The organism is Virgibacillus oceani (genome assembly GCF_014638995.1).
GTDB lineage: Bacteria > Bacillota > Bacilli > Bacillales > Amphibacillaceae > Virgibacillus_E > Virgibacillus_E oceani.
Genome location: NZ_BMFR01000002.1, coordinates 44,203 through 60,738, shown reverse-complemented (window position 1 = coordinate 60,738; position 16,536 = coordinate 44,203). Strand labels below are relative to the sequence as shown.

The window sequence follows — 16,536 nt, the reverse complement described above, 5'->3', positions numbered from 1 at the left end:
TGTGGAAGGGAATATCTTCCAAATTACAACAAAAAACTTCATTTCCTCTTATTTTTTCAGAATTCCCATGCACTCCATAGAATAAAAGTTGGAGGTAGCATCAATGGAAGGAACAATTTATTCACTAATCCCAGCACTACTTATGTTAATTTTGGTTTTACTTACAAGGAAAGTTCTGCTATCGCTCGGAATAGGTATCATTGTCGGGGCGTTATTCATACATGATTTTCAGATTGCTGATTCAGTTCAGGAAATTTGGACAATCTTTTATCAGATCTTTTATACAGATGGTTCACTGAATACCGGAAATATTTTATTATTATCTTTTCTATTATTACTTGGAATCATGGCAGCCTTTTTACAAGCAACTGGCGGCAGCAGAGCGTTTGGCGAAATGATGATTAAGCGTGTGAAAACGAGAACTGGTGCCCAGGTTATGACTGCGGTTCTTGGAATTATTATATTTATCGATGATTACTTTAACGCGCTTGCAGTTGGACAAATCGCCAGACCACTTACAGACCGTCATAAAGTATCTCGTGCAAAGTTGGCATATTTTATTGATTCAACGTCAGCACCCGTAACGGTTATTTCTCCAATCTCCAGTTGGGGAGCGTACATTATTGGGCTATTGGGAAGTCTGTTTGCAGCGAATGGGGTGACAGATTATCAGCCATTAGAGGCATTCATAAGAATGATTCCATTAAACTTTTATGCAATCACGGCACTCGTTCTTGTGTTCCTTGTGGCATATTTGAAAATGGATTTTGGACCAATGAGAAAGCATGAAACACATGCAATAGAAACAGGAGAGGTTGTTAACCCTAATCAAAAAGTTCCCGGAGATTTGCAGGAGTCATTTGAGTCACACAAAAGCGGCAGTATTTACCACTTAATCGTCCCAATCGTTGTGTTAGTTATTGGTACTATTTCGGCTATGGTTGTTACCGGTATCCAGGCAAGTGAACAAGCAACGCTGTTGACGATATTCGCTAATACAAATGTAAACAAGTCCTTATTCGTTGGTGGTGTATTATCAGTATTAGCTGCACTGATTTTTCATTTACTGCAGAAACAGCCGAAAGCGAATGGATTAAAGGTTTTCTATGAAGGCATTAAAACGATGCTGCCAGCAATCTATATCTTGTTGCTGGCGTGGATGATTGGATCTATTATTGAAACACTCGAAACAGGGAATTATTTAGCGCAATTAGTAAATGATGCATCAATAAGTCCGGCATTATTACCATTTTTATTCTTTATAATTGCAGGACTAATGGCACTGGCAACAGGGACTTCTTGGGGGACCTTTGGCATTATGCTTCCAATAGCTGCGCAAGTAACCGTTGTTACAGATATGGATATGCTCCTGCCATCTCTTGCTGCAGTTTTAGCGGGTTCGGTATTCGGTGATCACTGTTCGCCAATTTCAGATACAACCATTTTGTCATCTACAGGTGCAGGTGCAAATCATATTGATCACGTTGTAACGCAATTGCCACTTGCAATCTTGGCTGCTGTTGCATCAAGTATTGGATTTCTTATAGTAGGGTGGACAACCCAAGTATGGCTGGCATTTGTAGTCTCTATAATTGTAATTATTGCACTAGGATTGCTAATTCAATTTTTATCGAAAACAAAAGTAAATAACTGAAGCAGTCAAAATCCTTCCATTCTATAGAAAAATGGAAGGATTTTTTAATTAATAAAAAAATAATACTGAAAAGTAAAATAATGTTTTGACATAGTCTAAAAGTACCGTTATAATACAAGCATAAATATCAGAAAAAAATAAACATTTATAACATTCCTTATTACTGAGAATCATATTATTAAGTAATAAGGAAAACTAGGGGAGGTCAAGAAAATGGAAACTCGGTCACAGTGGGGGACAAGAGCAGGTTTTATCATGGCTGCTGTAGGATCCGCAATTGGATTAGGGAATATCTGGAGATTCCCGGCAGTAGCTTATGAAAATGGCGGAGGAGCATTCTTCATTCCGTATCTTTTTGCATTATTAACAGCTGGTATTCCAATACTGATTTTGGAATTTACAATGGGGCACAAGTATCGTGGTTCTGCACCATTAACCTATAGAAAAATCAGTAAAAAGTCAGAATGGATTGGCTGGTGGCAAGTATTAATTGCATTTGTCATCTCAACTTATTATTCTGTCATTATTGCCTGGGCAATTTCTTATTCAGTGTTCTCATTTAATTTAAATTGGGGCGATGATACAGAATCGTTTTTGTTTAATGATTATTTGAATCTGGCAGCACCAGGAGAATTAGGAGGATTAGTTCCTGGCGTATTTATTCCATTAATCATTGTATGGATAGCGGTTTTAGGTATACTATTTAAAGGTGTTAAAAAGGGTATTGAAGTTGCCAACCGTATATTTATACCTGCATTAGTAATTATATTCCTTATAATTGTTATTCGGGCAGTAACATTGCCAGGTGCCCTTGAAGGTTTAGATGCATTTTTCACACCTGATTTTAGTAATATTTTGAATCCGGATGTATGGGTAGCTGCATATGGACAGATATTTTTTAGTTTATCAATCGCCTTTGCAATTATGATTACGTATTCCAGTTATTTACCGAAAAAATCAGATATTACAAACAATGCTTTTATAACAGGATTTGCAAACTCCGGCTTTGAGTTATTATGTGGTATTGGCGTATTTGCGGTACTTGGATTTATGGCGACACAACAAGGTGTAGCGGTTGATGAAGTAGTTGCTGGAGGTGTGGGATTAGCATTTGTAGTATTTCCGCAAATTATCAACCAGTTCCCGGCACTTAACGAATTATTTGGGTTTCTGTTTTTCGCTTCATTAGTACTGGCGGGATTGACATCGTTAATCTCAATTACGGAAACTTATGTTGCAGGTTTAGTTGATAAATTTAAAATTTCCAGAAACAAAGCGGTACTGTATGGTGGTGGATTAGCAGCAATTATTTCATTACTGTTTGCTACACGAGGAGGATTAAATTTCCTTGATACAGTAGACTATTTTATTAACCAATTTGGTATTGCGTTTGTTGGATTAGTCGAGGTTATTGTAATAGCATGGTTCTTTAGAAAACTTGGTCAATTCAAATCACATGCAAATGATATTTCTGATATAAGACTTGGTTCCTGGTGGACAATTAGCTTAAGTGTTATTACACCGATTGTATTAGGATATACTATGTATGGTTTATTTAAACAAAACTTATTAAAAGAGTTCCCTACCGACAATGGAAACTATGGCAACTATCCGGATTCATTTATTTTTAGTGTGGGATGGATAGTGGCAATTGCAGTTATCATTGTAGGTATACTGATTTCATTTACAAAATGGAAATCATCAAATAGTGAACAGATTGAAAATGAATCAAGGGAGGTAAAATAATGAGTGGTAGTGCAATCTTTGTTATGATCCTTGGTATGGTAATTCTTTGGGGAGGTCTCATAGCTAGTATTGTGAACGCTGTGAAAAAAGGTAAAGCTTCGAATACCAATTAATTTATTGTTAACAAGAGCCTTTAATTTAAAAGGCTCTTGTTTTTATTTAGTCATGCGCTCCCATCTCTTTAAATAAGGATAAGGATCGAATGACCATTCACTGTATCCATTGTCTTTATACATCCCATAATGCAAGTGTGGAGGGAATTTACCTGAAGTTCCTGGAGGTCCATAACCACTTGAGCCGACACTGCCTAGTATATCTCCCGGTTTAACGACTTGTCCTACCTTAAGATCATCTTCGTATCCATTTAAATGACCATAGTAGTGATAAATATTATTAATGTCCCGTATTCCCAAACGCCAGCCACCATACAAATTCCAGCCTTTCATTTCTACCACACCATATGTTGTTGATTTAACGGGTGTTCCGTAGCTGGCAAAAATATCTGTGCCCTCATGTATTCGTAAGCCGCCAAAACCCCGTCTGTCACCCCATGTATTGTTGTAGCTATAATTATGCTTAGTTGACACCGGGAATTCACGATCCTTTAATTCAAGCTTCTGAAACTTTTTAAATACCTTTGCCGTACTCATAATACTTTGCACCGTTAAGTCCCGTTTGTAATAATTCCAGAGCGCAATTTTAATATCATCCTTAGTAGGCCCGTAATGCAAAATCCAATTCCCTATTGTAAACAAGGTGTCTTCACCATTATTGGGATCAGCCTTATTGTCGCCATTTCCGTCTTTACCGATACCATGGAAAAATTCGATGACCGTTTCATCTTTAATCATCGCACTGTTCCCAAGGCCATACCACAAGTTATCGTCTATTGTAACAGAGATTACTTTTTCATTTAACGGTTCCTTTTGACTATTTCGTTCATATTGATCGATAGCCGCAATATAATACCATGGAATGGATGTAAGTGCTTCAGTTTTTTTGTATAATGCCATCCTCTGTTTAAAAATAGATTCTTCTTTTGCGTGTATTGGAGAACTTATACAAAAGCACATAAACAGTAAAGGTATAAGTATAAAATAAAAGCGTTTATATATCATTTACATTTTCACCCTCTTTTAAGTGTTCTTCCTTAATTTGTCCTTATTTATAAAAAAAACAATTGGAAATCGTATGCAAAAGAGGTTCAAATAAATACCTTATAAAATGAGCAAACCGCATGAAATCAATATTAAAACCTTGATTTTATGCGGTTAAATTTACATGGATTATAAAAATTAATTAATTTTCACTTTTATTTTTATCCATTATTTTACTATTGGTTATTATTGTTGCTAGTTTGATTTAACCCTTCCTTTTCCATTTCATTAATGATTTGTTCGATGGTGTTATCGTAATTCTTATTTTGTGAAGTTGAGTTGTGCAGACTATGGATATCGTTCATTAACGTTACGTTATCAGAGACATATACATGGTAAAACCTTGGTGTAGCCGACATTGCAGAACGTTTCGCTATATCTGCTGCACGTTTATCCTCTAATTCGTCATTTTTCTGGTATGCTATAAGCACTTCCTCATCTGTAACAAGTGTTGCAACCTCATCAAATCCATCATTACGCAAAATTATTCGTGTAATCATGTTAGCCATTTCTCTGCGGTCAATTTGTGCTGTATGATTCTTTTCGCCATCATTGTTTAACTGGTCTTTTGTGTATCGTACATAGCCAAGTCTGTTATTTTGCTCTTGATCGGCAGGAGATTGAAGTTCCTGTGCAGGATCAAGTTCATCGGAAATTTGATCTCGTTCATCGGTAGCATTTTCCGTATTGCCACAACCTGAAATTACTACCATTGCAAAAGCGAGCGATAGAAAAACCTTCAATTGTTTTTTACCTCCTTTTAGATAGTTGCCCCTTTTCTTAGTGTGCGAATACCTTTCAGATTAATGCAGATGAAATTATGGTATATATATTAAAATTTCTGGTTGTATACGGGTTTTATATGATAAACTATAATCAGTTTAAGCGGGGTGATGATTTGATCGAAGTACAAGGAAAGAATTATGAAATTATAGAAAACGTAAAAAACGCTTTTCAGGAAAGCGTTTTAAACGATCGCTACTCAGATATTTTATCAAAATATGACTTTATTGTTGGGGATTGGGGTTATGAACAGCTTCGATTAAAGGGCTTTTATGATGATCAAAACCCGAAAGCAGCCTTTGACACAAAAATTAGTGCATTGGATGACTATTTATATGAGTATTGTAATTTCGGCTGTGCATATTTTGTTTTAAGAAAAATTGATAGGTGAAGGTAGAGGTCAGAAAGGGAATATAAACGGGTTCTGACCTCTGTACTATTTATTGTTCTTCTTGCTGTGGATTAACATCATCTGGTTCGTCGTGAATTGGATGTGCACCAGGAGTTTGACGAGGCAAATCTTCATGAAGCTCCTTATACGGATATACAAAGGCGCTTTGTCTGCGCTGATGCTCTTTCCATGGTGTCGATTTACCCTCAACCGGTTCATCGTCGTTTATTGGCGACCCCATTGGACCTTCAGGAAACTCCTCCGGGATTAAATTATTGTTCATATTATTTACATTGGAGAAATTAGAGTATTCTTTTTTGTCTTTTTTACCCATTAGGCTCATCCTTTCTTAGTCATTAGCATTCGCTAAACGATAAGAAAATATCATACCAATTGTTGGATTTTCCTAATCGAAATTATCTAAAGAACTAAAGGATTTCGCGTAAAATACCCCTTAGCTCATCTGCTTCTATTTCCGTTACATGAAAAATATGTTCAATCTTTCCATCCTTTTCAATTTCATCTTTATCCAAAGCTGCAAAGCGATTTTTATGTAAATCAATGACAAGCTTTTTGGTTCCTTCTTCAACAAAGGCAAAATCGTATCGTTTAAAATTTCCCATGACACTTACATAACGGACTTCTTTAGTAACAGTTCTATCTTGAAGAAATTCATGAGGCATGTTTATTCCTCTTTTCTATTGTTTTTTACACTATATCACGTTTTGTTTATTGATTCATTTAAATTGTGATATATTTACATATAGAAGAAAATAGGAGGGTTCTATATGTATTTTGTTGACCGTAGTAAAATTGAGCAAACGCTTTTATATATGGAAGGTTTACTGCAGGAATTGGGAAATAGCAGTTTGGATTCTTATATGGAGAAACTAGGTCTTGAACGCATAACGCAGATGTTAATTGAATCAATGCTAGATGTTGGAAATATGATGATAGATGGTTTTATTATGAGGGATCCCGGGAGCTTTGATGATATTATTGACATCCTAATTGACGAAAAGGTACTACCGAAAGAGGATGAGGAAAGCTATAAATCAATTCTGCATTTGCGTAAAAATGTTGTTAAAGAATATTTGGAAATTGACCATACATTATTGAAGCAAACTATTATAGAAAATAGACATGTCCTTGATGCATTCGGTAACCGTATCCGTTCATATTTGAATAATGAGCTTGGTGTAGCGAACGCCTTTTCAAATGAATGAACAAAGGAAATGAGGGTAATAGATTGAAAAGATATGATGGCTATCTTATAGACCTTGACGGAACAATGTATTTGGGAAATGAACGAATTGATGCTGCAGCAGAGTTTGTAGCTGCCTTACATAAAAAAAATATACCATATATGTTTTTAACGAATAATTCATCAAAAACACAATCTCAAATTTCCGAAAAGCTTAATAAAATGGAGATAATATCAACACCTGATCATGTATTTACTTCAAGTATGGCAACAGCTAAATACATTAAGCATAATAAAGAAAATGCAAAATGTTATATGATTGGTGAAAAAGGATTAGCTGATGCGTTGGAAAAAGAAGGCCTGATTGTAACGGAGGAAAATTGTGACTATGTTGTAATTGGGATTGATCGTGATGTTAATTATGAAAAACTTGCAACTGCTTGTCTAGCGATTCGGAATGGAGCAGAATTTATTTCTACAAATGGCGATATTGCAATTCCAACAGAACGTGGGCTGGTACCGGGTAATGGGGCAATAACCTCTGCAATTACGGTCAGTACCGGAATTGAACCTACCTTTGTCGGGAAGCCTGAAACGATTATTATGGATGAAGCTATGAACACATTGGGACTGGATAAAGAAAAAATATTGATGGTAGGGGATAATTACAATACGGATATATTGGCAGGGATAAACACGGGCGTGGATACATTGATGGTATTTACAGGTGTAACACCCTATGAAGACTATCCCAAACTAAAGCATAAACCCACCTATTTTGTTCACAATTTAAAGGATTGGATACACAATATAAAGTAGCTGCTGGAACATTCCCTATAAAAAAATAAACCGCATGAAATCAATGTAACAATTTTGATTTTGTGCGGTTTATACTTAAATCGATTCGTTTCCAACTTAATTTATTTCGCAGTCTCTTTTTAATCGTCTAGTTGTTTATCATCTGCTGAGCCATGTGCAAGTCTGCTTGAAGCAGCAGCGGCGATTGCTCCAACAATGTCATCAAGAAATGTATGGCATTCGCCTGTTGATTTATCATTTAGCTTTTTAAGAATTCCAGGCTTTTGTTTGTCAATGTATCCATAGTTGGTAAATCCAATTGATCCGTAAACATTTACAATAGATAACGCGATGATTTCATCGACTCCGTACAGGCTTTCATCTGTTTCAATCGTTGTTTGCAGTGGTTGAACTAATTTCTTTTCTTCCGCAAGCATGTCAAGTTGAATACCAGTTAATACAGCATTTTGTACCTCTCTTTTTGTCAATACACGATCAACGTTATGCAAACATTCCTCCATAGTCAGATTATCGTGATATTTTGATTGCAGGTAATATACTAATTCTGCAATATCATCTAATGTCACTCCGCGCTCCGTTAATAATTCTCTTGCTTTTACTTCTAATTCACTTTGTTTCGTTATTTTATCCATATTTCTATCACCTTTCTTTTATAATTTCCAGTTGTAGGTAAGATATATCGATAACTCTCATACAATAGTGTAAATGGCTTTCAGGAGGAGATCGTTTTGAAGGATTTGCTTGCTGTATATTATGATATCCATGTTGATGATAGCGTCATGCTTGATGGAAAAGAATGTTTCAAAAACAATGAATATTACTATTTTACCATTTTAGCTGATAACAGGGAAGTTATTCAAATGGAACAGGCGGCACTTGCTTATTATTTAACAGAACAAAACATAAGGCAAACAGCAATTCCAATTCCCAATGTTCATGGTGAATGGTTTTCAAATTACCAAGACGATTATTATATGGTATTACGATTTCAGCTTAGACAAGAACGGGAACAAATGTCACATGGAATGCTGCTTGGAAAGTTTCACAAAATGGGTTCAATGTATCGTTATGAACCCCAGGAAATATCAAGCTATGGACAATGGAAGGAACTATGGATCAATAAATTGACGGCCTATGAATCAAATATTGTGAAAAGCGCTAAGGAAAATTCATCCCAATTTGATCGATTCATGATGGATATACTTCCATATATTATCGGCATAAGCGAAAACGCAATTCAGTATGTACAGGAAAGTGAACAAGATAATCGTTTCCATGAGGGCGACCAAGGTACCATTTCATTTAGACGGTACAATGATAATATGATAAAACCAGTGCTATGGTTCGACGATTTAGTATATGATCATCCAGCTAGAGATATAGCCGAATATATTCGGTATAAATTATTGGATGACGGTGAAAAAGCGAGTAATGAAGCAGCAGCTTTTGTTCATCAATACCAATCAGTACAGCCTCTGTCCGTTTTCAGCTGGCGCTTATTATATGCCAGATTACTATTTCCAATCCATTTATTTGATCAAATTGAACGCTGTTATTCCTATCAAAATATTGAACAAAGTTACAGGGAAATGGCCGAGATCCTTGAACAACAAACGATTTACGAAAGGCGGCTGGCAAATTTTTTTGAAATTGCTGGTGTGGATTATGAATCATTACAAATTCCTGTGTTACACTGGTTATAATGAGGTGATAGCGTGAACAAGCCACTAGTGTATATTACAAGAAAAATACCAAATGAGATTGTGGAACCTTTTCGTGAATTGTTTGAATTTCGGATGTGGGAAGAGGCAGAAGAGCCAGTTCCAAGAGATCGTTTAATAAAAGAGATGGAGCAGGCAGATGCTCTGTTATGCCTGTTAACGGAAACCATTGATCGTGAACTATTGGAAAGTGCCGTCAACTTAAAGATCGTAGCAAACATGGCGGTTGGCTACGATAATATTGATGTAAACACAGCACGGGATAAAGGGATTACGGTGACCAATACGCCTGACGTGTTAACAAATACTACTGCAGATTTGACGTTTGCCTTGTTAATGGCTGCTGCAAGAAAAATTGTGGAGGGAGTCAATTTTATTAAAAAAGACAAATGGGAGCATTGGTCACCATTTTTGTTAGCTGGTTCAGACATACATCATAAAACGATCGGAATAGTAGGTATGGGGAGAATTGGAAAGGCAGTAGCAAAACGTGCAAAAGGTTTTGATATGGAAGTTTTATACCATAATCGTTCGAGAAATTTGGAAGCGGAACAAGAACTGCAGGCTATTTATACTGATTTTGATAAGTTGCTGGAAAGGTCAGATTTCATCGTTTCGCTAGTGCCGTTAACTAATGAAACGAAACATATGTTTGATAGGACTTCATTTCAAAAAATGAAGTCCCGAGCTATATTTATAAATGTGTCCAGAGGTCAAGTGGTGGATGAGACCGCCTTATATCATGCATTGGAGTCGAATGAAATAGCGGCAGCGGGCTTAGACGTTTTTGAGAAGGAACCAATCCGTGCAGATCATCCATTGCTTGAATTAGATAATGTAGTATGTTTACCGCATATTGGTTCTGCGAGTATTGAAACAAGGGTAAGAATGCTTGAATTATGCCTAGAGAACATTTTGCTTTTGTTCAATGGTGAAGAACCGAAGACACCTGTGTAAATTGAACAAGAGATAATTACTGAAGTAAAGAAAAAGGCAGACATTATTGAAGTAATGTCTGCCGGTCATATATTTTATTAAAATACTTGTTCGATTTCTTTAACTCCCGGCACTTCAGCCATTAACGCACGTTCGATACCAGCTTTTAAAGTAATTGTTGAGCTTGGGCAGTTTCCGCAAGCACCCATGAGACGAAGAAGTACAATGCCATTTTCATCAACATCTATTAACTCCACATCTCCACCATCACGAAGTAAAAATGGGCGTAATTTGTTTAACACTTCCTGAACTTGTTCTTGCATTATCCATCTTCTCCTTTCCTATTTAACATTATAAGATGAATATCAAAAAAAATCTATTCGAAAATTACAGTTTTGAAATTCAATGATTACTTTTATTTTATCTTTAAATAAAGATTTTGTAAAATAAAAGTAACTACAATTTTGGAGGTAACTTGGGGATGAAGAAAGTTATAATTACTATTTATGGGGCAGAACAAATTTGTGCTAGCTGTGTGGGGGCACCGGGTTCTAAAGATACTTTTGAATGGCTGCAAGCAGCGATAGGCAGGAAGTATGAAGACGATGGAATCGAATATGAATATATTGATATAAATCAGACACAGGAAATGAGGAAACATAGACAGTTTGTTAATCGTATTTTTGAAGAGGATCTGTTTTATCCAATCGTTATTGTTAATGAAGAAATGGTTGCAGAAGGGATTCCAAGATTAAAAACAATTTACCAAGCACTAGATAAAAATGGAATTGCACTAAGGTCATAGGAAATGAGGAATTAGGATGAAGATACCTTTTACGAAAATGCACGGATTAGGCAATAATTATATTTATCTTGATTTATTCCAATATGAAATTACAGAAGAAATGCTGCCAAGATTAGCGAGAAAAGTATCGGATGTACATACTGGAATCGGGGCTGATGGCTTGATAGTAATTCATCCGAGCAAGCAAGTGGATGTTGGAATGCGCATTTTTAATAAAGATGGATCGGAAGGGAAAAATTGCGGCAATGGATTACGGTGTGTTGCAAAGTACGTGTATGAGCAAGGGATTGTCCAACGTGATACTTTTCGCATCGAAACAAAAGCAACTATTGTTGACGCAGAAGTTCATGTTATTGAAGGTGAAGTAAAGGATATAACGATTAATATGGGCATGCCCTGGTTAATGCGTTCCGATATACCAATGCGAGGTGATGCAGGTAAAGTTGTTGCCGAATCATTTTTAGTCAATGACACAGAATTATTCATAACTGCTGTATCAATGGGGAATCCACATGCGATATTTTTTGTTGAATCGATAGAGGAAGCACCATTATATGAACTTGGTCCAGTTATTGCAAAGGATGAACGATTTCCAGAAGGTGTAAATGTCGAATTTGTTGAAATTGTTTCGGAAACAGAGATGAATTTCCGGGTGTGGGAGCGCGGATCCGGCGTAACAGAGGCCTGTGGAACTGGTGCATGTGCTGCAGTTGTGGCAGCGATTTTAAATGGATATATGATGAGAGATAGTAAAATTTGTGTTCATTTAAGCGGCGGAGATTTAATGATTACATGGGATTCGAATGGATCAGTATGGATGAAGGGGAAAGCAGAAATTATTGCTTCCGGATTCTATTATTTAAATTAATCATTTGAACTATAATTTTTGTGTTTGTATACTAGATATATAATCCATCATAAATAAGGAGGAATATGTATGGTTTTAACTTTAACAGATAATGCTGTTGATCAGATAAAGGATATGATGAAGGAAGAATCTGAAAATGCTCGCTTGCGTTTTGGGATAAAAGGCGGTGGATGCAGTGGATTATCGTATTCACTTGGATTTGACTATGATGTAAATGCTGAATTAGATATGGTAGACACTATAAATGGTATTCCAGTTGTGATCTTTAAACAAGACATTCCTATTATCGAGGGAACAACAATTGATTTTAAACAGAACATGATGGGTGGCGGATTTGCAATTGAAAATCCAAATGCAATCGTTTCATGTGGATGCGGGTCTTCGTTTAAAGCGAAGGAACGTGAAGGAACCCCTGAGAATTGTTAAATTTATGGCTAGGGCGCTGGTAGGTGTCCTGGCTTTTTAAGTTATATTTGTATGGCTTGATTTGTTACATAAAAAATTGACCAGCAAAAAAGCAGGCTTAAGGCCTGCTTTTGTTTGCACTAGAGTAGTTCCATACTAGTCGAATGCTTCGGTTGTATTCTTGCTTTTGGATCAATGTATTGTTTAGCATTATTGATGGCAGTTGGTCCTTCGCCAAATCCAGTTGCAATAAGTTTAACTTTTCCCGGATATGTACAAATATCTCCGGCTGCATAAATGCCTTTGATGTTCGTTTCCATTTTGGAATTAACTACAATGCTATTTTTTTCAATTTCCAATCCCCAATCCTTAATTGGACCGAGAGAAGAAATAAAGCCATAATTACACAAAACAGAATCTACTTCTAATTCTATTTTTCGGTCACCTTTAACCTCTTCCAATACTACTTTGTCAATTTTATTTGTACCTTCAATATTAACAGGAACAAATGGTGTTAACACATCAATGTTAGATGCCATAAGTTTCTCAACACTGTGCTCGTGTGCTCTAAATTTATCCCGCCGGTGGACCAAGGTAACTTTCTTGGCAATTGGTTCAAGCATTAGTGCCCAATCAACAGCGGAATCGCCCCCACCCAGCAGCATAACATTTTGATCCTTATATTGATTCATATCCTTAACATGGTAATGTAAATTTACACCTTCATATTGTTCACTATCACCCACATTTAAACGGCGTGGCTGAAACGCTCCATTTCCAGCAGTAATAATGATTGTCTTTGTATAATGAACTTCTTTGTCAGAGGTAAGTTTAAATGTGCCGTCATCTAATCTCTCAACTGTTTCTATTGCTTGCCCCAATACAATTGCGGGGTCAAATAAATTTGCCTGTTCCACCAAATTATCTACCAGTTCCTGTGCGCGAACTTTAGGAAAACCGGCAATATCATATATATCTTTTTCAGGGTATAGGGCTGTTAATTGCCCCCCCGTATGTGGCAAACTTTCAATTATTTTTACACTTGCTTGACGCATCCCACCGTAAAATGCAGTAAACAGGCCAACCGGACCCGCACCAATAATAGTTACATCATATATATTTTCAGTCATTAAGATTTCCTCCATTCCGTCTAAGTCCCATAGTACGACAAAATGAGTTTATCATAAAGAAATATGCTATGTGTACTATTGAACATTATGTAATCTAAAATGCAGCTATTATAACGACAATTTTCAATATTATAAATGTGTAATAAAGGGTTGAAAATTGTCGTAAAAAGGTCTAAGATAATCTTTAGAAATTATATTACATTTTTGTGACAAAATTATATCGTCTTTATGTCTTTTTTTTATGCTTAATTACGTGAAAAATGTCACAAAGGTAAATTATAAAGATGGAAGTGATGAGAGATGAAAAAGCCGAACATTGTAATTCTTGGTGCAGGTTACGGGGGAATAATGACAACTGTAAAGCTACAGAAGTCAATGGGAGTGAATGACGCGAACATTACTCTCGTTAATAAGAACGATTACCATTACCAGACAACATGGTTACATGAGAATGCAGCAGGTACATTACATCATGATCGTACACGTATACCTATTAAAGACGTAGTAAATATGAGCAAAATAAATTTTGTTCAAGATACAGTAACTGCGATTAAACCAGATGAAAAAAAAGTTAAGCTTGAAAATAGTGAGCTTTCATATGATATTTTAGTTATTGGCCTTGGATTTGAGGCAGCAACCTTTGGTATTCCGGGATTAATTGAAAACGCATTTACAATAGGTGATATAAATAGTTCACGATTAATCAGAGAACACATAGAGTATAATTTTGCAATGTATCATAATGAGAAAGAGAAGAATCAAGCACGCCTAAACATTGTTGTTGGCGGAGGCGGATTCACAGGTATTGAATTTGTTGGAGAATTGGCAAACCGTATTCCGGAACTTTGTAAGGAATACGATATAGATAAGAGCCTTGTTCGCATTATCAATGTAGAAGGTGCTCCAACTGTATTACCAGGTTTTGATCCACAGCTTGTTGAATATGCAATGAATTCATTAGAATCGCGTGGGGTAGAATTTGTTACTGGTGCAATGTTAAAAGATTGTAAACCGGACAGTATTGTTTATGAGAAAGACGGTAAACAAGTTGAAGTTCCAACGCTTACAACTGTCTGGGCTGCTGGAGTACGCGCTAATTCTATTGTTGAAAAGTCAGGAATTGAAACAAATAGAGGAAAAGTAGAAGTAAGAAATGATATGCGTGCACCTGGTTATGATGACATTTTTGTAATTGGTGATTGTGCATTAATCATGAATCCTGAAAATGGCAGACCATACCCGCCGACTGCACAGATTGCTATTCAGGAATCGTATACAGTTGCGCATAATGTTAAAGCGTTAGCAGAAGGACATGAATTAGAAGGCTTTGAGGCAAAAATTCTTGGTACTGTAGCATCCCTTGGACATACTGATGCAATAGGTGTTGTTTTAAATGATCGTAAGTTGTTCGGCTGGAAAGCTACTGTAATGAAGAAAGTAATTGATAATCGTTATTTACTTAAACTCGGTGGATTAGGACTTCTATTGAAAAAAGGTAAATTTAATATTTTCTATTAATATTTGACAAAAAAAGCAAAGGCAACTCTAACGCCTTTGCTTTTTTTATGTTTTAAGATAAAATGTACTCTGTATGATTAGTTTAAGGGGGACACAGCGTTGATTCAATTTGTTGTTGAAATATTATTGTTTTTTGTTATATTTTTTGGACTTGCATTTATATTGAATATGCTGCTAAGAAAAACGTGGTTAATGTCGTACATATATCCAATTGTAGTAATAATGATTGTGGATGATATGTCGACAACGCGCTATTTTAAGGATCCAGCTGAATCGATATCAATTATGATCAATAAATTTGTTAATTTAGGAATAGCGGACATCGTAATTTTAGGTTCAGGTCTTGTTGGAACAATTGTATCTGGCTACGTTATCAAGCTTCTGCGTAAGAGTGGCTATCAAATGTTCTAATTGCGATTTCAATAGATTCTAGATTTTATATGAATAAAAAGTTAATAGATTGGAAATGATGACATCCAGAGAGGTGTTATCATTGAAAAAAATTAAATTTTTGAGAAGAACTGGAATGTTACTGTTGTTTTTAGGTGCATTTTACACTACTGTGACCGCTATTTCCAATGTTACGATAGCGGATATGAAGGTATGGATCGAACAAGGGTCAAACAAGGCAGTAGCGGAAGTATCCCAGGGTTCATTTATGGGAAAAACCATTACCCTGAAAGAAAAGACACTTAACTTCAAAGAAAAGCCGAAAAGATATATTTCAAGTGAGCAAATAGATGGACCCCAATCGCTAGCAGAGGCAGTAACCATGCAGTATCCAAGTGCGAAAGTGGATACAGTACTGGCTACAGGGTATACAGCGGGGGTGGAATCCACTGGTAAAACACCAAACCATCCACAATATGGAATTACCTATTCTGGTGTCAAGGTAACAAGAGACTTATACTCTACTATTGCAGCTGATTTAAATGTTTATCCAATTGGAACAATTCTATGGATCCCTGATTATGGTTTTGGTGTTGTAGCGGACAAGGGTGCAGCTATTAATGGAAACAAGATTGATTTGTATTATGAAACAGTAGAAGACGTTTATTCTGAATGGGGCAAAAGAAAAGTCGAAGTGCACATTATCGAAATAGGCAATGGAAAATTAACAGAGGATCGACTGAAAGAGTTAAATGAGAATGAGGCATTGCAAGTATTTAGAGAACAGATAACGAAGAGTTAAAAAGACGGACTTTATAGTCTGTCTTTTTTAATGAAAGGTTTTTTTACAAATAAGACGTAAACTGCGACGTAAGGAATAATTCATATTCCGATAAATTAAAACTAGCTTGGGAATATTATAAAATAACCGACAATATCATATGTAGTGCATTATAATCTCATTGCAATGATGAGTAGAACGAAATAGAAAAATCATTTACCCTCATAC

General features: G+C 36.0%; 21 protein-coding genes. 14 read left to right on the top strand and 7 right to left on the bottom strand.

The genetic code is table 11. The features are described from left to right. The first annotated feature begins 103 nt into the window (after positions 1 to 103). From IEV74_RS03815 to IEV74_RS03805, 3 genes are all read left to right on the top strand, one after another. Entirely contained in the window at positions 104 to 1,654 is a 1,551-nt protein-coding gene (locus IEV74_RS03815; protein ID WP_188454021.1) for a Na+/H+ antiporter NhaC family protein, read from the top strand. A 213-nt stretch (positions 1,655 to 1,867) separates the two neighbouring features. Next, entirely contained in the window at positions 1,868 to 3,400 is a 1,533-nt protein-coding gene (locus IEV74_RS03810; protein WP_188454020.1) for a sodium-dependent transporter, read from the top strand. Then, complete coding sequence (locus IEV74_RS03805) at positions 3,400 to 3,513, top strand: methionine/alanine import family NSS transporter small subunit (protein WP_188454019.1); 114 nt, start codon at positions 3,400 to 3,402, stop codon at positions 3,511 to 3,513. Before IEV74_RS03810 ends, IEV74_RS03805 begins: the two co-directional genes overlap by 1 nt. 42 nt (positions 3,514 to 3,555) lie before the next feature. Here the strand turns inward: IEV74_RS03805 and IEV74_RS03800 are convergent, their stop codons facing one another. Further along, positions 3,556 to 4,473 carry a M23 family metallopeptidase gene (locus IEV74_RS03800; protein ID WP_188454292.1) on the bottom strand — a complete coding sequence of 306 codons (918 nt, stop codon included), beginning with the start codon at positions 4,471 to 4,473 and terminating at the stop codon, positions 3,556 to 3,558. A 260-nt stretch (positions 4,474 to 4,733) separates the two neighbouring features. Further along, the gene (locus IEV74_RS03795) at positions 4,734 to 5,300 is read right to left on the bottom strand and encodes a YhcN/YlaJ family sporulation lipoprotein (protein WP_229683051.1); all 567 of its coding nucleotides are present in this window, start codon (positions 5,298 to 5,300) and stop codon (positions 4,734 to 4,736) included. A 155-nt stretch (positions 5,301 to 5,455) separates the two neighbouring features. Here IEV74_RS03795 and IEV74_RS03790 point away from each other — a divergent pair, with 155 nt between their 5' ends. After that, complete coding sequence (locus IEV74_RS03790; RefSeq protein WP_188454290.1) at positions 5,456 to 5,731, top strand: YutD family protein; 276 nt, start codon at positions 5,456 to 5,458, stop codon at positions 5,729 to 5,731. Positions 5,732 to 5,780: 49 nt separating this feature from the next. Here IEV74_RS03790 and IEV74_RS03785 read toward each other — a convergent pair whose 3' ends face one another. Continuing rightward, positions 5,781 to 6,065 (bottom strand): hypothetical protein, encoded by a 285-nt coding sequence (locus IEV74_RS03785; protein ID WP_188454018.1) that lies wholly within the window; start codon positions 6,063 to 6,065, stop codon positions 5,781 to 5,783. Positions 6,066 to 6,159: 94 nt separating this feature from the next. Then, positions 6,160 to 6,414 carry an SAV0927 family protein gene (locus tag IEV74_RS03780; RefSeq protein WP_188454017.1) on the bottom strand — a complete coding sequence of 85 codons (255 nt, stop codon included), beginning with the start codon at positions 6,412 to 6,414 and terminating at the stop codon, positions 6,160 to 6,162. Positions 6,415 to 6,519: 105 nt separating this feature from the next. Here IEV74_RS03780 and IEV74_RS03775 point away from each other — a divergent pair, with 105 nt between their 5' ends. Both IEV74_RS03775 and nucF read left to right on the top strand, forming a co-directional pair. Beyond that, entirely contained in the window at positions 6,520 to 6,957 is a 438-nt protein-coding gene (locus IEV74_RS03775; RefSeq protein ID WP_188454016.1) for a DUF86 domain-containing protein, read from the top strand. Between the two features lie 23 nt (positions 6,958 to 6,980). After that, positions 6,981 to 7,754, top strand: a complete 774-nt coding sequence (gene nucF / locus IEV74_RS03770) for a 5' nucleotidase NucF (protein ID WP_188454015.1) — start codon at positions 6,981 to 6,983, stop codon at positions 7,752 to 7,754. Between the two features lie 119 nt (positions 7,755 to 7,873). Here the strand turns inward: nucF and IEV74_RS03765 are convergent, their stop codons facing one another. Beyond that, complete coding sequence (locus IEV74_RS03765) at positions 7,874 to 8,386, bottom strand: phosphatidylglycerophosphatase A family protein (protein ID WP_188454014.1); 513 nt, start codon at positions 8,384 to 8,386, stop codon at positions 7,874 to 7,876. Between the two features lie 96 nt (positions 8,387 to 8,482). On the opposite strand from IEV74_RS03765, the gene IEV74_RS03760 reads away from it, so the two are divergent. Continuing rightward, the gene (locus tag IEV74_RS03760; RefSeq protein ID WP_229683050.1) at positions 8,483 to 9,457 is read left to right on the top strand and encodes a YutH/CotS family kinase-like spore coat protein; all 975 of its coding nucleotides are present in this window, start codon (positions 8,483 to 8,485) and stop codon (positions 9,455 to 9,457) included. Between the two features lie 12 nt (positions 9,458 to 9,469). Next, complete coding sequence (locus IEV74_RS03755; RefSeq protein WP_188454013.1) at positions 9,470 to 10,432, top strand: 2-hydroxyacid dehydrogenase; 963 nt, start codon at positions 9,470 to 9,472, stop codon at positions 10,430 to 10,432. 77 nt (positions 10,433 to 10,509) lie between these two features. On the opposite strand, the gene IEV74_RS03750 is transcribed toward IEV74_RS03755, so the two are convergent. Continuing rightward, a complete protein-coding gene (locus tag IEV74_RS03750) occupies positions 10,510 to 10,734 on the bottom strand; it encodes a NifU family protein (RefSeq protein ID WP_099160010.1) in 225 nt (74 codons plus the stop codon). 158 nt (positions 10,735 to 10,892) lie between these two features. On the opposite strand from IEV74_RS03750, the gene IEV74_RS03745 reads away from it, so the two are divergent. The 3 genes from IEV74_RS03745 (at position 10,893) to IEV74_RS03735 (ending at position 12,510) form a co-directional block, all read left to right on the top strand. After that, entirely contained in the window at positions 10,893 to 11,216 is a 324-nt protein-coding gene (locus IEV74_RS03745) for a YuzD family protein (RefSeq protein WP_188454012.1), read from the top strand. A 16-nt stretch (positions 11,217 to 11,232) separates the two neighbouring features. Then, positions 11,233 to 12,084, top strand: coding sequence for a diaminopimelate epimerase (dapF, locus tag IEV74_RS03740; protein WP_188454011.1), 852 nt, complete (start codon positions 11,233 to 11,235; stop codon positions 12,082 to 12,084). 69 nt (positions 12,085 to 12,153) lie between these two features. Further along, a complete protein-coding gene (locus IEV74_RS03735; RefSeq protein WP_188454010.1) occupies positions 12,154 to 12,510 on the top strand; it encodes a HesB/IscA family protein in 357 nt (118 codons plus the stop codon). Positions 12,511 to 12,629: 119 nt separating this feature from the next. On the opposite strand, the gene IEV74_RS03730 is transcribed toward IEV74_RS03735, so the two are convergent. Continuing rightward, positions 12,630 to 13,619 carry an NAD(P)/FAD-dependent oxidoreductase gene (locus tag IEV74_RS03730; RefSeq protein WP_188454009.1) on the bottom strand — a complete coding sequence of 330 codons (990 nt, stop codon included), beginning with the start codon at positions 13,617 to 13,619 and terminating at the stop codon, positions 12,630 to 12,632. 300 nt (positions 13,620 to 13,919) lie between these two features. Here IEV74_RS03730 and IEV74_RS03725 point away from each other — a divergent pair, with 300 nt between their 5' ends. From IEV74_RS03725 to spsC, 3 genes are all read left to right on the top strand, one after another. Beyond that, a complete protein-coding gene (locus IEV74_RS03725) occupies positions 13,920 to 15,137 on the top strand; it encodes an NAD(P)/FAD-dependent oxidoreductase (protein WP_188454008.1) in 1,218 nt (405 codons plus the stop codon). Between the two features lie 99 nt (positions 15,138 to 15,236). Then, positions 15,237 to 15,548 carry a YuiB family protein gene (locus IEV74_RS03720; protein WP_188454007.1) on the top strand — a complete coding sequence of 104 codons (312 nt, stop codon included), beginning with the start codon at positions 15,237 to 15,239 and terminating at the stop codon, positions 15,546 to 15,548. A gap of 73 nt (positions 15,549 to 15,621) precedes the next feature. Then, complete coding sequence (spsC, locus tag IEV74_RS03715; protein ID WP_308418973.1) at positions 15,622 to 16,329, top strand: stationary phase survival protein SpsC; 708 nt, start codon at positions 15,622 to 15,624, stop codon at positions 16,327 to 16,329. The last annotated feature ends 207 nt before the right edge of the window (positions 16,330 to 16,536 follow it).

Coding starts and splice junctions, on each gene's coding strand:
- dapF (WP_188454011.1), top strand. CDS start 11,233: ATGAAGATACCTTTTACGAAAATGCACGGATTAGGCAATAATTATATT.
- IEV74_RS03800 (WP_188454292.1), bottom strand. CDS start 4,473: ATGTGCTTTTGTATAAGTTCTCCAATACACGCAAAAGAAGAATCTATT.
- IEV74_RS03730 (WP_188454009.1), bottom strand. CDS start 13,619: ATGACTGAAAATATATATGATGTAACTATTATTGGTGCGGGTCCGGTT.
- IEV74_RS03815 (WP_188454021.1), top strand. CDS start 104: ATGGAAGGAACAATTTATTCACTAATCCCAGCACTACTTATGTTAATT.
- IEV74_RS03810 (WP_188454020.1), top strand. CDS start 1,868: ATGGAAACTCGGTCACAGTGGGGGACAAGAGCAGGTTTTATCATGGCT.
- IEV74_RS03785 (WP_188454018.1), bottom strand. CDS start 6,065: ATGGGTAAAAAAGACAAAAAAGAATACTCTAATTTCTCCAATGTAAAT.
- IEV74_RS03745 (WP_188454012.1), top strand. CDS start 10,893: ATGAAGAAAGTTATAATTACTATTTATGGGGCAGAACAAATTTGTGCT.
- IEV74_RS03765 (WP_188454014.1), bottom strand. CDS start 8,386: ATGGATAAAATAACGAAACAAAGTGAATTAGAAGTAAAAGCAAGAGAA.
- IEV74_RS03735 (WP_188454010.1), top strand. CDS start 12,154: ATGGTTTTAACTTTAACAGATAATGCTGTTGATCAGATAAAGGATATG.
- IEV74_RS03775 (WP_188454016.1), top strand. CDS start 6,520: ATGTATTTTGTTGACCGTAGTAAAATTGAGCAAACGCTTTTATATATG.
- IEV74_RS03780 (WP_188454017.1), bottom strand. CDS start 6,414: ATGCCTCATGAATTTCTTCAAGATAGAACTGTTACTAAAGAAGTCCGT.
- IEV74_RS03805 (WP_188454019.1), top strand. CDS start 3,400: ATGAGTGGTAGTGCAATCTTTGTTATGATCCTTGGTATGGTAATTCTT.
- IEV74_RS03725 (WP_188454008.1), top strand. CDS start 13,920: ATGAAAAAGCCGAACATTGTAATTCTTGGTGCAGGTTACGGGGGAATA.
- IEV74_RS03750 (WP_099160010.1), bottom strand. CDS start 10,734: ATGCAAGAACAAGTTCAGGAAGTGTTAAACAAATTACGCCCATTTTTA.